Annotated in this window: 17 protein-coding genes; 16 read left to right on the top strand and 1 reads right to left on the bottom strand. The window is 47.7% G+C overall.

Going from position 1 to position 13,712, the window contains the following annotated elements; genetic code table 11:
* Positions 1-171 precede the first annotated feature (171 nt).
* A complete protein-coding gene (locus RBB45_RS06420; RefSeq protein WP_009794125.1) occupies positions 172-720 on the top strand; it encodes a spore coat CotO family protein in 549 nt (182 codons plus the stop codon).
* A 390-nt stretch (positions 721-1,110) separates the two neighbouring features.
* Here the strand turns inward: RBB45_RS06420 and RBB45_RS06415 are convergent, their stop codons facing one another.
* Positions 1,111-1,608 carry a CotY/CotZ family spore coat protein gene (locus RBB45_RS06415; RefSeq protein ID WP_009794127.1) on the bottom strand — a complete coding sequence of 166 codons (498 nt, stop codon included), beginning with the start codon at positions 1,606-1,608 and terminating at the stop codon, positions 1,111-1,113.
* Positions 1,609-1,780: 172 nt separating this feature from the next.
* Here RBB45_RS06415 and RBB45_RS06410 point away from each other — a divergent pair, with 172 nt between their 5' ends.
* From RBB45_RS06410 to RBB45_RS06340, 15 genes are all read left to right on the top strand, one after another.
* Positions 1,781-2,116 (top strand): DUF1360 domain-containing protein, encoded by a 336-nt coding sequence (locus RBB45_RS06410; RefSeq protein WP_022543613.1) that lies wholly within the window; start codon positions 1,781-1,783, stop codon positions 2,114-2,116.
* A 395-nt stretch (positions 2,117-2,511) separates the two neighbouring features.
* Positions 2,512-2,997, top strand: coding sequence for a YhcN/YlaJ family sporulation lipoprotein (locus RBB45_RS06405; RefSeq protein ID WP_022543614.1), 486 nt, complete (start codon positions 2,512-2,514; stop codon positions 2,995-2,997).
* Positions 2,998-3,009: 12 nt separating this feature from the next.
* Positions 3,010-3,480: a stage V sporulation protein AC gene (gene spoVAC, locus RBB45_RS06400; protein ID WP_035402683.1), complete on the top strand. Its 471-nt coding sequence runs from the start codon at positions 3,010-3,012 to the stop codon at positions 3,478-3,480.
* Complete coding sequence (gene spoVAD, locus RBB45_RS06395; protein WP_306009289.1) at positions 3,481-4,497, top strand: stage V sporulation protein AD; 1,017 nt, start codon at positions 3,481-3,483, stop codon at positions 4,495-4,497. It begins immediately after the preceding gene.
* Between the two features lie 34 nt (positions 4,498-4,531).
* The gene (gene spoVAE / locus RBB45_RS06390) at positions 4,532-4,888 is read left to right on the top strand and encodes a stage V sporulation protein AE (RefSeq protein WP_022543615.1); all 357 of its coding nucleotides are present in this window, start codon (positions 4,532-4,534) and stop codon (positions 4,886-4,888) included.
* Between the two features lie 70 nt (positions 4,889-4,958).
* Positions 4,959-5,666 (top strand): DUF421 domain-containing protein, encoded by a 708-nt coding sequence (locus RBB45_RS06385; RefSeq protein WP_306009288.1) that lies wholly within the window; start codon positions 4,959-4,961, stop codon positions 5,664-5,666.
* A gap of 83 nt (positions 5,667-5,749) precedes the next feature.
* Entirely contained in the window at positions 5,750-5,881 is a 132-nt protein-coding gene (locus RBB45_RS06380; RefSeq protein ID WP_009794135.1) for a YjcZ family sporulation protein, read from the top strand.
* Positions 5,882-6,031: 150 nt separating this feature from the next.
* Positions 6,032-7,240: an acyl-CoA dehydrogenase family protein gene (locus tag RBB45_RS06375; RefSeq protein WP_101550848.1), complete on the top strand. Its 1,209-nt coding sequence runs from the start codon at positions 6,032-6,034 to the stop codon at positions 7,238-7,240.
* A gap of 18 nt (positions 7,241-7,258) precedes the next feature.
* Entirely contained in the window at positions 7,259-8,032 is a 774-nt protein-coding gene (locus RBB45_RS06370; protein ID WP_009794138.1) for an SDR family oxidoreductase, read from the top strand.
* A 101-nt stretch (positions 8,033-8,133) separates the two neighbouring features.
* On the top strand, positions 8,134-9,750 hold the full coding sequence (locus RBB45_RS06365) for a long-chain-fatty-acid--CoA ligase (RefSeq protein WP_306009287.1): 1,617 nt from the start codon (positions 8,134-8,136) through the stop codon (positions 9,748-9,750).
* Between the two features lie 122 nt (positions 9,751-9,872).
* Positions 9,873-10,436: a TetR/AcrR family transcriptional regulator gene (locus tag RBB45_RS06360; protein WP_009794140.1), complete on the top strand. Its 564-nt coding sequence runs from the start codon at positions 9,873-9,875 to the stop codon at positions 10,434-10,436.
* 70 nt (positions 10,437-10,506) lie between these two features.
* Positions 10,507-11,394, top strand: a complete 888-nt coding sequence (locus RBB45_RS06355) for a 3-hydroxyacyl-CoA dehydrogenase family protein (protein WP_306009286.1) — start codon at positions 10,507-10,509, stop codon at positions 11,392-11,394.
* A complete protein-coding gene (locus tag RBB45_RS06350) occupies positions 11,394-12,173 on the top strand; it encodes an enoyl-CoA hydratase (protein WP_094768225.1) in 780 nt (259 codons plus the stop codon). The genes RBB45_RS06355 and RBB45_RS06350 overlap by 1 nt, the downstream gene beginning before the upstream one ends.
* Positions 12,174-12,186: 13 nt before the next feature.
* Entirely contained in the window at positions 12,187-12,603 is a 417-nt protein-coding gene (locus tag RBB45_RS06345; RefSeq protein WP_009794143.1) for an acyl-CoA thioesterase, read from the top strand.
* 17 nt (positions 12,604-12,620) lie between these two features.
* Positions 12,621-13,688 carry a phosphotransferase family protein gene (locus tag RBB45_RS06340; RefSeq protein ID WP_306009285.1) on the top strand — a complete coding sequence of 356 codons (1,068 nt, stop codon included), beginning with the start codon at positions 12,621-12,623 and terminating at the stop codon, positions 13,686-13,688.
* The last annotated feature ends 24 nt before the right edge of the window (positions 13,689-13,712 follow it).

The raw sequence follows: 13,712 nt of genomic DNA, 5'->3' as shown, positions 1-13,712 counted from the left end.
CATGATTGTGAACCATATATTCCCCCCGTGTTAATCCTTTGTAAAGCTGCTCATCTGATGATTTTATTTCTCTGCCGCGATATCTGCGAGTCTAAGATAAGGTCGCCCTGTAAACGAATTTGCCCATTTTGCATACATATATGAAGGAGAAACAATGCGGAGGTGCACAGGGTGGAGAAAAAAACAAAAGAACCTATGCTTTATATTCATCAGCCACACTTTAAAATGCCCGAAATCAAAATGCAGGAGGTTTATTCTGCAAAAAATGCTAAAAAACAGGCTGCTGCTCGTCAGGCAAGCGATAATCACAAAAAAAGCAAGCCGGCCGTACAAAGGGAAGAGTCAATTTTCGGTCCTGCCAGTCATGAAGCTGATTTGCCTGAAAGAAATGATGATGTCCAGTCTGCAATCAGAGATTATCAGGATGCTCAGCTTGAAAAGAAGGAAGAAGAATCACGGAAGCAGGGGTTCTTTTCCTTTCAGAGAGTAAAGCCATTCAAAGAAATGAATGTCGAAGAAAGGCTCGATTATCTGATCCATTTTCCCAAGCAGCTGCCGCCGGTTCCCTGCCTGATTTTAACGGAAGAAAAGACATACAGAGGGATTGTGCAGAGCATGCCTTCAGAAGATAGGGTAGAAATAAAGCTTATGGATCAATCCTTAGAAACGATTTCTGTAAAGTCTATAAAAGAAATCAAGATGATTGGCTTCACAAAGTAATAAGCACGCAAAAAAGCCAGCCTTCGGGCTGGCTTTTTAATGAATAGGAATCATGATTTTCGGGGCTGAGCAAGCGCCTTCCGCATTTCAATTTGTCCAGCTGCAGCGGCTGGTGCCTCTAGTCATAAGCCACGGTAGAATTAAAGGCAAAGAACGCCTTTTATTCTACCGCGTCTTATGCTTGAGGCCCACAGGATGTGGGTCATGCAGACGTTGCCACAGGACGTGGCGTTCTTAGTCTGCGCTCCTTAATGGGCAAGCCGCCTCCGCATTTCAATACAAAAACAAAGCGGTCCGCCGGTCAAAGCCGGCGAACGCCAAGTGTTTGACTTGCCTGACTTATGCAAAGAAGGTTCTAACTCAGATGGGCCATTCAGAATGGCCAAGGTGCTAGTCACAGATGTCTAGGTTGACATCGGCGATGCACTGCACAGCACAGAAGCATTTCAGGTCGACTGTGATGCAGTCATTCGTCTTGACAAAGCGGTCTACCTGGCAGACCTTTTTGAGGTCGATGCAGCAGTCTTCTGTGAGATCTACTGTATCATAGCCATCATGTGTTCTTTTTTGCGGTTCTAGGACGCGGAGCACTGCGCAGCAGTTATCAAAAACATCTTCTACACGGAAGAAGATAGATACGCAAGAGCAGTCGCTGCCTCTGAAGAAAGCATGGAATGGTGACCCGTCAGCTGTTTTCAGGACAAAAACGCGTGTATCGGCATTTTGCCTTTTTGACGGAGAAACCAGTGTCCCAAGCGGCTCCAGGAAACAATTTGTCGGGCACTCGCATACATCTTCGGCATTATCTTGAATATCTTTTATCGCACGAACCACTTCGCAGACACAGCTTTTTGAGCCATAAACATCGTCTTTTTTTCCACAACCCATTATCTTTTCCTCCTTTATTTCTTGTGATACTACACTAATAACATATTGCCGGAAGGGCTTATGGGTTACGGACAAACGCCTTGTTTCTGAAAATTAGGCAGTTTTTTTTCTGCTGTGCATAAAGTATAGTACTGCATCAGCTGTAGGAAAAAACTCAGAAGAGGGGTACATGATGTTCATATCACTATGGGAATTCACTGTGCTGGCCTTTGCCGCCTTCCGGCTGACAAGGCTGATTGTATTTGATTCGATTACCGAATTCTTCAGGCAGATTTTTTTGGAAGAGGTTGTGGAAAAAGGAGAAATGTATTATGTGACGAGGCCGGGATTGATCAGAGGCTTTATCGGCGAGCTTATCAGCTGTTATTGGTGCACAGGCGTATGGGCCTCTGCATTGCTTTACCTCTCCTATCTTTATTTCCCCATGGCAGCGGCCCCTGTCATCTTTATCCTTGCCATCGCCGGTGCTGCTGCAGTTATTGAATCGGTCATTCAGCGGCTTATCTGATATCTTTGAACTATGGCACTGTGCCGGCACAGGCGCTGGTTTGCATGCATAAACTGGCACTGTGTACTGAAATTTAAATAATGGAGGCATCCTTATGTTAAATGCTGATAAACCGGTTCAGGGGACAGTGTCCCGGCCTGTCAAAAAGAAAAAAAAGAAGAAGGGCTGCAATTGCGGCAAAAAGAAGGGGAACAGCTGAATAAGAAGGCAATAAGGTGCCTATTCAGAAGCCGCATTAGCGGCTTTTTTCATTTTTTTTCAACTTTGATTACTGTCCAGCCTCATTTGTTTTTCTTATTTGTCATTTTTTACAAGTTAGTTTTATTCATAAATTGCTGTTGCCGCGAGGAAAATATAAGAGCGAATAAATCCACTTTACATAGGAAGGATTGCATATGAACAGAAAACAGATGTTTAGAAGGTCAATGGTCATCCTGGCCGCCATTCTGTATGTGAGCGGCTGCAGCAACGAGCAAAAGACCGCGGAAAGCCGTCTGGCACTAATAAAAACGACGAACCCGCAGCCTTTGCTTCTTGATGAAAAGAAAGAGGAGCGGAAGGATTTGGCGCCAAGGGTTAAAAAGGAAATCGAAGCAATCGAAGAGGTTTATGATGTTGCGGTGGTTGTAGGCGAAGAGGAAGTTCTTGTGGCCTATAAGGTGAAGCATCTTAAGCGCTTCCGCATGAAAAAAATTGAAAAGACGATCAATAAGCGACTGGAAGAAAAGTTTCCTAAAGAAGACTTCATTGTATCCAGCGACTATAAAATCTTCCTTGAGGCTGTGGAATTGAAGGAACAGATGGAGGACCCGGCTTTCCCGCGCAAAAAGGCCAAGGATAAGCTTGAAAAAATCATCAATATGAAAAAAGAGCTCACATAGAAAGGGGCGAAAATAGTGGCAAAGAGCAAGACACCCGAGCAGAAGAAATATGAACAGCTTGAACAAAAGCATGAAACAAAGCGCCCGGTCCTGAAGAACTGCCTGAAGGCGTTTTGGGTGGGCGGGGTAATCTGTGTGATTGGCCAGGCCATTACTTATTTTTATATATATTTCTTTGATTTTACAGAGCAGACAGCAGGAAACCCTACAGTCGCCACTATGATTTTCATATCCATGCTGCTGACAGGCTTTGGAGTATACGACCATATCGGCCAATATGCCGGAGCAGGTTCCGCTGTACCGGTTACAGGCTTTGGAAATGCAGTTATTTCTGCTGCCATAGAGCACCGGACTGAAGGGTTTGTGCTTGGGGTGGGAGGAAATATGTTTAAGCTCGCCGGGTCAGTTATCTTATTTGGGGTTTTTTCCGCTTTTGTAGTAGCTTTGGTTAAAACACTATTAGTCATGTGGGGGGTGCTGTGAATGCTGAAAGGTAAACAATCCTGGATATTTCAGAACCGGCCTGTCATTCTTTCCACTGGCGTCTCTGGGGGGCCTTTTGAAGCAAAGGGCAACCTTGCCAGGGACTTTGATATCCTTCACGATGACCTCTGGATGGGGGAAGACTCCTACGAAAAGGCGCACAGAGTCCTGATGGAAGAGGCAGCAAAGACAGCCATGCAAAAGGGTTCTGTAGAGAAAGATGATGTACAGTTTTTTATTGCCGGGGACCTGATTAACCAGATTACGCCAAGCAGCCTTGCAGCAAGAACGATCCAGCTTCCGTATTTTGGAGTATTCGGAGCATGCTCGACTTCAATGGAAGGTCTGGCATTATCTGCTTTTATCATCAATTACGGAGGAGCAAAGAAGATCATTACCGGCACTTCAAGCCATAACTCTGCCGTAGAAAAGCAGTTCCGCTATCCAACCGAATATGGGGGGCAGAAGCCTCCTACTGCCCAATGGACCGTGACGGGCGGTGGCGCTGCTCTTGTGGGCGAAAATACAGGGCAAAAAGATATGCCGGCTGCTGTTTCTGCCACAATTGGAAAGGTCATCGATATGGGACTGTCCGATCCTTTTAATATGGGAGGGGCCATGGCACCTGCAGCTGCTGACACGATTTCAGCCCACTTCAGGGATATGGAAATTGATCCTTCCTATTACGACTTGATCGTCACAGGAGACCTTGGAAAGATTGGGAGGGAGACAGTCCTTGAGCTATTGCAGAATGACGGGCTTAACATTGATGAGAACAGGTTTGCGGACTGCGGCCTTTTAATCTACAAAGATGATCAGCCAGTACAGTCAGGAGGAAGCGGGGCGGGCTGTTCAGCTTCCGTGCTTTACGGACATCTGCTGAACAGGATGAAGCAGGGAGAATTGAAAAGGATCCTTGTGGTGGCAACAGGCGCTCTCTTGTCCCCGCTGACCTTCCAGCAGAAGGAAAGCATTCCCTGCATTGCCCATGCCGTAGCGATTGAAATGACTCAGTAAATAAGGAACCGGAGTTCAGAAAGGAGATTTGTGGATGCTAGCAATGTTTTTTTGGGCTTTTGTTGTAGGAGGGGTCATTTGTGTGATCGGACAGCTTTTCCTGGATATAGGCAAGCTGACTCCGGGCCATACATTAAGTTTGTTTGTCGTTATTGGCGCGGTATTGGACGGGCTTGGGCTTTATGAGCCTTTTGCTGATTTTGCCGGTGCAGGCGCAACCATTCCTATTACCAGCTTTGGCAACTCACTGGTCCACGGCGCCCTTCAGGAAGCAGAGCAGCACGGCCTTGTGGGTGTCCTGACGGGAATGTTTGAAGTGACAAGCTCTGGTATATCTGCTGCTATTGTATTTGGGTTTATCGGCGCTTTGCTGTTTAAGCCTAAAGGATAAGCCGGAATTCGGGGATATTGGATAGCATGGTGCTATGGATCACCATTAGGGTTAATAAGAGGAGGCTGGCATGGTGCCGGACTTTGGAGCAGCAATCATAAGATCGGTTTTAATCATCATCGCGCTATTTTTTATCACTAAAGTGCTCGGAAAAAAACAGCTCTCTTCTTTATCTTTTTATGAGTATATTGTGGGCATAACAATCGGCGATATTGCTGGGAGCATCTCGATGGATCCAAGGCTCCGCCTGGCATCCAGCCTCCCGGCGCTCCTGATTTGGTCCGCAACCCCCTTGATTGTATCCCTTTTATCCCTGCGTTTTCCTAAATTCCGGGCTGCTGTGGAAGGAAAAGCAACCGTATTCATTGAAAATGGCAGATTGCTGAAGGAAAAGGTGAAAAAGGAAAAGTATACGATGGATGAACTTCTGGAGCAGCTGAGGCTGAAAAGTATTTTCGAGCCTGAAGATGTCGAGTTTGCCCAGCTTGAAACAAATGGGCAGATCAGTGTTCTTTTAAAAAAAGTCAAACAGCCTGTCGTCTATGAAGATTTGGAATGCTTTCGGCCCGCTGTGGATGAGCCGAAGGCAACTGGTAATGCCGGACAGGAACTGTCTGCTGCAAACATACTGGCTTGCATGGCAAAGTGGCAGGAACAGTTTGAGCAGTTGTCTGCAGAAGCACCCCAATTCTCTGAAGCCTGCAGACAGTTTTCTGCAGAGATTGAAACTTTCCGCAAACAGATTCATCCAGTTTTGAAAGTCCAAAAAGAAAATTGAGAGCAATACTGGGAGCTTGCCCACACAACTTTTGTCAATTCTCATATGTTATAAGTGAGTAAAGACAAAGTGAGGTGACTTTGATGGGCTACGGATATGGCGGATGCGGCTACGGCGGCGGCGGTGGCGGCGGCTATTACGGAGGATCAACTTTCGTACTAATCGTTGTATTGTTCATTTTGTTGATTGTTGTTGGAGCTAGCTTCTATAACTAAAAGTGAAGAAGAAGAGCTGCCTAAGGGCAGTTCTTTTTTTTGTATGTATAAAGACAGAATTTTTAGAACAATAGTTGAATAATTTTCTGAAAAGAGTATACTATTTTACATACCGACCGGTTAGTAAGTTAAGGAAGGAGCTTTTTAAGAATGGATTTTTCTTATTCAGGCAGAGTGAAGGATTTGCAGGATAAGCTTACAGAATTCATGGAAAGGCATGTATATCCTGCTGAACATTTGTATGAAAAGCAGCTTAATGAGCAGGATTCCCGCTGGAGCGGGGTTCCGCAAATTATGGAAGAGCTGAAGGAGAAGGCGAAGGCGGAGGGTCTGTGGAATCTGTTCCTGCCTGACAGTGAATATGGAGCTGGCCTGTCAAATCTGGAATATGCCCCGCTGTGCGAAATCATGGGCAGATCCCTGATTGGTCCGGAGGTTTTTAACTGCAGCGCCCCTGATACAGGGAATATGGAGGTGCTGGTCCGATATGGGAGCGATGAACAAAAAAAACGGTGGCTTGATCCTCTTTTGGCAGGCGAGATCAGGTCTTGCTTTTCCATGACCGAACCCGGGACTGCTTCATCGGATGCAACAAATATTGAGGCAAGCATCGAGCGGGATGGAGATGGATATGTCATAAACGGCAGAAAGTGGTGGTCTTCCGGTGCAGGAGATCCAAGGTGCCGTGTGGCTATTGTGATGGGAAAGACAGATAAAAGGGCAGCACGGCATGAGCAGCAGTCTATGATACTTGTGCCCCTTGATGCACCGGGAGTCTCGATTGAACGCATGCTCCCTGTATTCGGCTATGACCATGCACCGCACGGGCATGCAGAGATTACATACAAAAACGTCAGAGTCCCAAAGGAAAATATCATCTGGGGGGAAGGGAAAGGTTTTGCGATTGCCCAGGGCAGACTCGGCCCGGGAAGGATCCATCATTGCATGAGGCTGATCGGGGCGGCTGAGCGAGCACTTGAAATTATGTGCAGGAGGGTCCAGACAAGGACTGCATTCGGAAAGCCGCTGTCAAGCCAGGGAGTGATAGGCGAATGGATTGCAGACTCCCGGATTGAGATTGAGCAGGCCAGGCTGCTGACGCTTAAAGCTGCTTATATGATGGATACAGTCGGTAACAAAGAAGCAAAAGCAGAAATTGCCATGATAAAAGTCACTGCTCCCTCTATGGCACTCCGGGTTTTGGACAGAAGCATCCAGGCTATGGGAGGAGCGGGCGTTTCCGATGATTACCCGCTGGCTGCACAGTGGGCAAATGCCAGGACACTGAGGCTGGCTGACGGTCCTGATGAAGTGCACAGGGCACAGATCGCAAAATTGGAATTGCGGAAGCATCAATAACTAAATGGAGGTTTTTATATGAATGTGATGGGACTTTTTGATCTTAAAGGGAAAACGGCGATTGTCACAGGCGGGGGAAGAGGCCTTGGGGCCCAGATTGCTGAAGGGCTGGCAGAAGCAGGCGCCAATATTGTCATCTGTTCGCGTAAGCTTGAGGCCTGCAGGGAAACCGCTGCCCATCTCGAAAGCCTTGGTGTTAGAACCCTGGCGCTGCAGTGTGATATCTCCAATCCGGACGAGGTTCAGCAGATAGTGGACAGAACAGTGGAGGAGTTTGGCACGATTGATATCCTTGTCAATAATTCTGGTGCAACCTGGGGGGCGCCTGCTGCAGAAATGCCTCTGGAAGCATGGAAGAAAGTGATCGATGTCAATGTAACCGGGACCTTCCTGATGAGCCAGGCGGCAGGGAGGGTGATGATAGAGCAGAAGAGCGGCAAAATCATCAATATTGCTTCAGTTGCAGGCCTGGGAGGAACAGACCCGCGTGTCATGGATACGCTGGGCTATAACACGAGCAAAGGTGCAGTCATTACCATGACAAAAGATTTGGCAGTTAAATGGGGAAAATACAATATTAATGTAAACAGCATTGCCCCTGGTTTTTTTCCTACAAAAATGTCACAGGCCATTATTGAACATGGAAAAGATCCTATCCTTGATGCAACCCCCCTCAAGCGCTTCGGTACTGACCAGGATCTGAAGGGTGCAGCACTTTTCCTTGCATCGGAAGCATCAAGCTTTGTAACAGGCAATGTCCTGGTGGTAGATGGAGGCACTCACGCCATGTAGCAGATAGACGTGTCTGCTGACTGTGAAAAACATTGTAAGCCTTTTCATTACTCTTTGGTATTTCGCTATTAAACTACGCTTTTAATACAGGAGGTATTAAGATGAGCACAAAGAACTGGCTTGCCCATTATCCCGATTCAGCTGCAAGAGAAGTGGAGATTCCTGACATAACCCTCCCGACAATGCTGGATGATACGGCAGAACAATATCCGGAGCATATTGCATTATCTTTTTACGGAAAGAAGATTACCTACCGGGAACTTCGGCAGCATGTCAGACTGTTCGCGGCTTCCCTGCAGGCGGGCGGTTTTGAGAAAGGAGGAAGGGTCGCTGTCATGCTCCCGAACTGTCCGCAATATGTCATCTCCTATTACGGCATCCTTGCCGCCGGCGGGATCGTCACCCAAGTGAACCCGATGAGTGTGGAAAGGGAAATCGAATATATTTTAAATGATTCGGGTGCAGAAAGAATGATTGCCCTTGATGCATTTTATCCGAAGGTCAGCAGTGTACGCAGCAATATGCCACTTAAAGAAATCATAGCAGTAAGCCTCCAGCCGTCCGCCGTGGATTTTGGCGAAGACAGCACCTTTGAGAGCTTCCTGCAGCGGGGCAAAGGAAACTTTGCGCCGGTTATGATGGAGCCGGAGCATGATACAGCCGTACTTCAGTATACAGGGGGGACGACTGGCCGTTCCAAAGGAGCCATGCTTACCCACAGAAATATTATCGCCAATGTGGTGCAGTCTTACGAGTTTTTCAAGCAGACTATTGATATCGGTGAAGAACGCTATCTGACTGTCATCCCGCTGTTCCACGTGTTTGGCATGACCTCCTGCATGAATCTTTCGATTTTTACTGCTTCAGAATCCATCATGCTGCCAAGGTTCGAACTCGATGAGGTGCTGGAAACGATAAAAAATGAGCAGCCGACAGTCTTCCCGGGTGTTCCGACGATGTACGGAGCTATTACAAATCACCCCAGGGCAGAGGAATACGGCATCGACAGCATTGAGGTCTGCAACAGCGGCAGCGCCCCGATGCCTGTCGAGGTGCTGAAGGAGTTTGAAAGAAAGACGGGTGCTGTCATCCTGGAGGGCTACGGGCTTTCTGAAGCCTCTCCTACCACACACTGCAACCCGGTATTTGCAGCCCGCAAAGCGGGGAGTGTAGGGATCGGTTTTCCTTCAACTGACTATAAAATAGTGGATTTGGCGTCAGGAAGCCAGGAAGTCCCTGCCGGTGAGCTTGGAGAAGTGATCATAAAGGGGCCGCAGGTGATGAAGGGCTATTGGAATATGCCTGAGGAGACGGCACATGCGCTGCGGGACGGCTGGCTTTATACAGGGGACATTGCAAGGGTTGATGAAGAAGGATACCTATACATCGTCGACAGGAAAAAAGATATGATTATCGCGAGCGGCTATAACATCTATCCGCGCGATATAGAAGAAGTGCTCTATGAGCACCCTGCCGTCCAGGAGGCGGTGGTGATCGGCGTTCCTGACGCGTACAGGGGAGAAGATGTGAAAGCAGTCATCGTCCTAAAATCGGGCAAACTGGCGGACGAAAAGGAAATCATGGAATTTTGCCGCGCCAATATGGCTGCGTATAAGGTGCCGGGCATCATTGAATTCAGGGATGCACTCCCGAAAACAAGTGTTGGAAAAATACTCCGCAGAGCATTACGGGAGGAAGCGGGAACAGGCCGGCGTTAAGACAGGTTGTTTACATGGCACTCCTATGCTGAAAAAAGGCTTTCCGATGGGCATTCTTAGAAAGAGACATCCAATTCATGGTATAATTCCTGGCGATATTCAAAGATTGAGAGGACATCATTATGAAGGAAAAAATAACAGAACAAAGCATCCGCTTATTTGACAAAAAAGGGTTCAGCGAGACATCAATCCAGGATATAGTCGATTCAATCGGAGTGACCAAAGGAACCTTCTATTATTATTTTTCAAGCAAGGAAGAACTGCTGATGGATATACACCTCCGTTATATAGATGATCTTCTGTCACAGCAGGAAAAAATCCTCAAAAACAGCAATGCCGATTGTAAAGGTAAATTGTATGATGTTGTCGCCATGCTGATCGGAAGCATCGAAAATCAGGGGGCAAGCGCCAAAGTGTTTTTCAGGGAAATCAGGAATCTGAGTGAAGAGAGGCTGGGCCAGATTATCCCGAAGAGGGACCGGTTCAGGACCAATATTGAAGCGCTGATATCAGAAGGCATCAGGAACGGGGAGTTCAGGGAGGATCTTAATGCCTCAATCATTACATTCGGCATTCTGGGTGCCGCTAACTGGAGCTACCAGTGGTTCAGCCCGAACGGAAGCGTCCCGGATTATGAAGTGGCGCGCATATTCACGGATATGGTTTTGAACGGAATCACCAATTAAATCAGGAAAGGAAACTGACTCTTTCCTGCTAGCTGGATGGTATACCTGATAGTGATATTAAAAGGGGGAAATGCTGATGGCTTTGACAGTGAAAAATATTACCGTGGTTGGTGCAGGACAGATGGGCCACCAAATCGCCATGCTCTGTGCATTGGGAGGATTTGAAACCACCCTGCATGACATGCAGGAAAAAGCATTGGATCAGGCTCAGGAAAAGCTCCGCGGAATTATGGATAAATGGGCAGCCAAAGGGAAACTGCCATCAGAACAGATAGAGGCTGCATTCAGCAGGCTCCGCTGCACATCTGATTTTGGGGAAGCTGTAAAGTCTGCCGATTTTATCATTGAGGCGGTCGTTGAAAAGCTCGAGGTCAAGAGAGAAGTATTTTCAATGCTTGAGGAAATGGCGCCGCCGCATGCCATATTTGCGACGAACAGCTCAACCATTGTCAACAGCCTGCTGGCCGATGCGGCAGACAGGCCGGAAAAGACAGTCAATATGCATTTCTTCTTTCCGCCGCTGGTTATGGATTGCGTAGAGGTTGTCATGAGCAGCCGGACTTCTGAAGAAACGGCTGAGACAGCGATGGAAGTCTGCAACGCCATCAACCGTACTGCTGTCCTCCTGAAAAAAGAGATTTCCGGGTTTGTCGCCAACCGTATTCTTGGGGCCCTGCAGCGTGAAGCGGTCCAATTATATGAACAGGGCATTGCAGACTACAAGGATATTGACATCATCTGCAGAAAGGCGCTTAACCATCCGATCGGCCCCTTTGAGCTGATGGACTTGTCAGGAATTGATGTCGGCTATTATGTGATGGAGCAGCGGTATGCAGAAACGGGTGATCCGCTGGATAAGCCTGCTGCCTGTATTGAAGCAAAAGTAAAGGAAGGCCACCTGGGCAGAAAGACAGGAAAAGGCTGGTATGAGTATGGGAAAGAGGGAGCGGTGCGCTGATGGGAAATTATGTGCATATTCATTTTGAAAATAAAACTGCTGTACTGACAATCATGAATCCGCCGCTTAATGTGCTGAGCAAAAAGGTATTTCAGGAGCTGGGCGAAGCCTTTGAATCTCTTAGAACCAATGACGGGGTGGTGGCTGTCCTTCTCACTGGATCTGGAGACAAAGCATTTGTTGCAGGTGCTGACATTAAAGAATTTCCGGAGATGATGAGCAATCCCCGCATGATTGATGAGGTAATGTCTACGCATGAAGTGCTGAACAGCATAGATCAATTCCCGAAGCCTGTCATCGCTGTCCTGAATGGCCTTACGTTCGGCGGAGGATGCGAGCTAGCCCTTGCATGTGATATCAGGATCGCGGAGGAGCATGCTCAAATCGGCCTTCCGGAAATAAAGCTGGGCCTTTTTCCCGGCGGCGGAGGAACCCAGAGGCTGCCCCGGCTGATTGGTGAAGCAAAGGCCAAAGAACTGATGTATACTGGTGAGCCTGTTTCAGCGGAAGAGGCTGCAAGGATCGGCCTTGTCAATAAGGTCGCAGCTTCGGGGGAGGGCATGCAAAGTGCAAGAGAGCTTGCAGCCAAGATAGCCGGCCATTCACTGCAGGCGCTTTCCAGAATCAAGCAGGCAGTGGATGGAGGTCTCGACAGGACTTTAGAAGAAGGCGTAAAGCTTGAAGCCCGCCTGTTTGAAGAGGTGTTCCGCACGGAGGATATAAAAGAAGGAGTCAAGGCTTTCATCGAAAAAAGAAAAGCGGAGTTCAAGCACCGCTAAGGGAGGATGCCCCATGCAGGAAACGCAGGTCAAAGTCCGTTTTTGTGAAACTGATGCCCTTGGCCATGTGAATAACACAAGTTACTTCGTTTACTTGGAGGAAGCCAGGATAGAGTTCTTCGAATCGCTTGGCTACAGCATGGATACCAGGAAGTGGAGCTTCATCCTTGCTTCCACTAAATGCGATTTTCTGAATCAGGGCTATTTCAATCAAAAACTGGCCATCACAACTTATGTTTCTAAAATAGGGAATAAGAGCTTTCAGCTGGAGCATGAAATCCTTTGTGCGAAAACAAAAGAGCCTATAGCCAAAGGAAATGCTGTCATCGTATATTTTGACTTTGAAGCACAGCAGAGCAGCTCCTTGCCGGAGGACCTGAGGGAAGGGCTCAAAGGATATTTACACGAGAAGAATAATTTGAAAATTTAAAAAAGGAGGCGCTGTACATGCCTGCCGGCAAAGACACAATAATGGTAAGAAAAGGAGAAGAGCTGGATTTGGACAGCCTTGTCAGATTCCTGGAGAGCAATGTGGACTTATTCCCGGGCGGGCCTCTTGAAGTCCTTCAATTTTCAGCCGGCCATTCCAATTTAACCTACCAGCTGAGGTCGGGGGATTGGGAAGCAGTCCTGAGACGTCCGCCCCTTGGCCCTGTGGCTGCCAAAGCCCATGATATGGAACGTGAATTCATCATACTGAAGGAATTGAACAGCATGTTCTCTCCAGCACCCAAGCCACTCATCTATACGGGGGACGACAGCATCATCGGAAGTCCATTCTTCCTGATGGAAAGAAAGAATGGGATTGTATTGGATACAGAGTTTCCCGGGCATATCACCCCTTCCGTGGAGCTTTGCCAGCATCTGTCAAAAACCATGGTCGAAAAGCTGTCCGAGCTGCATTCTCTTCCTTACCGGGATACAGGCCTTGAAAAAATCTGCCGTCCTGAAGGGTTCATGGAGAGACAGGTCCACGGATGGATCAGCCGTTTCGAGAAAGCGAAGACCGAGGAAATCAAAGAGGCAGCGGCGCTCATCAAATGGCTGTCGGCAAACATCCCTTCCGAGAGCGGCCATAGCATCATCCATTATGACTATAAGCTGAACAACAGCATGTTTGATCATAAACTGGAAGCTATGACAGGACTGTTCGACTGGGAAATGTCTACGGTTGGGGACCCGCTTGCGGACCTGGGGGCTGCCATGAGCTATTGGATTCAGGAGGACGACCCAGATCTGCTGAAATATGGCCTGGGCAAACCGCCAGTAACTGCCTTGAAGGGCTTTTATTCCAGGAAGGAATTTATGGAAGCGTATGCAAAGCGAAGCGGAAGGGATATAAGCGGCATGAACTTCTACCTGACCTTCGCTTACTTTAAGCTTGCTGTCATCTGCCAGCAAATCTATTACCGCTATAAAAAAGGGCAGACAGCCGATAAGCGATTTTCCCAGTTTGACAGGTTTGTCAGAAGCCTTATCCAGCACAGCTCAAGTATTGCCTATGAAAAGGCATAACAGAAATGCAAGTCAGTATTTTAC

This window comes from Bacillus sp. MMSF_3328, from assembly GCF_030733525.1.
GTDB classification, from domain to species: Bacteria; Bacillota; Bacilli; order Bacillales; family Cytobacillaceae; genus Bacillus_AB; species Bacillus_AB infantis.
The sequence above is the reverse complement of the archived record's forward strand: the minus strand, read 5'-3'. Positions and strand labels throughout refer to the sequence as shown.

Bases quoted from the DNA above. Each gene is read 5' to 3' on its own strand.
- RBB45_RS06415 (WP_009794127.1), bottom strand. From the start codon at position 1,608: ATGGGTTGTGGAAAAAAAGACGATGTTTATGGCTCAAAAAGCTGTGTC.
- RBB45_RS06410 (WP_022543613.1), top strand. From the start codon at position 1,781: ATGTTCATATCACTATGGGAATTCACTGTGCTGGCCTTTGCCGCCTTC.
- RBB45_RS06405 (WP_022543614.1), top strand. From the start codon at position 2,512: ATGAACAGAAAACAGATGTTTAGAAGGTCAATGGTCATCCTGGCCGCC.
- spoVAD (WP_306009289.1), top strand. From the start codon at position 3,481: ATGCTGAAAGGTAAACAATCCTGGATATTTCAGAACCGGCCTGTCATT.
- spoVAE (WP_022543615.1), top strand. From the start codon at position 4,532: ATGCTAGCAATGTTTTTTTGGGCTTTTGTTGTAGGAGGGGTCATTTGT.
- RBB45_RS06385 (WP_306009288.1), top strand. From the start codon at position 4,959: ATGGTGCCGGACTTTGGAGCAGCAATCATAAGATCGGTTTTAATCATC.
- RBB45_RS06380 (WP_009794135.1), top strand. From the start codon at position 5,750: ATGGGCTACGGATATGGCGGATGCGGCTACGGCGGCGGCGGTGGCGGC.
- RBB45_RS06375 (WP_101550848.1), top strand. From the start codon at position 6,032: ATGGATTTTTCTTATTCAGGCAGAGTGAAGGATTTGCAGGATAAGCTT.
- RBB45_RS06370 (WP_009794138.1), top strand. From the start codon at position 7,259: ATGAATGTGATGGGACTTTTTGATCTTAAAGGGAAAACGGCGATTGTC.
- RBB45_RS06365 (WP_306009287.1), top strand. From the start codon at position 8,134: ATGAGCACAAAGAACTGGCTTGCCCATTATCCCGATTCAGCTGCAAGA.
- RBB45_RS06360 (WP_009794140.1), top strand. From the start codon at position 9,873: ATGAAGGAAAAAATAACAGAACAAAGCATCCGCTTATTTGACAAAAAA.
- RBB45_RS06355 (WP_306009286.1), top strand. From the start codon at position 10,507: ATGCTGATGGCTTTGACAGTGAAAAATATTACCGTGGTTGGTGCAGGA.
- RBB45_RS06350 (WP_094768225.1), top strand. From the start codon at position 11,394: ATGGGAAATTATGTGCATATTCATTTTGAAAATAAAACTGCTGTACTG.
- RBB45_RS06345 (WP_009794143.1), top strand. From the start codon at position 12,187: ATGCAGGAAACGCAGGTCAAAGTCCGTTTTTGTGAAACTGATGCCCTT.
- RBB45_RS06340 (WP_306009285.1), top strand. From the start codon at position 12,621: ATGCCTGCCGGCAAAGACACAATAATGGTAAGAAAAGGAGAAGAGCTG.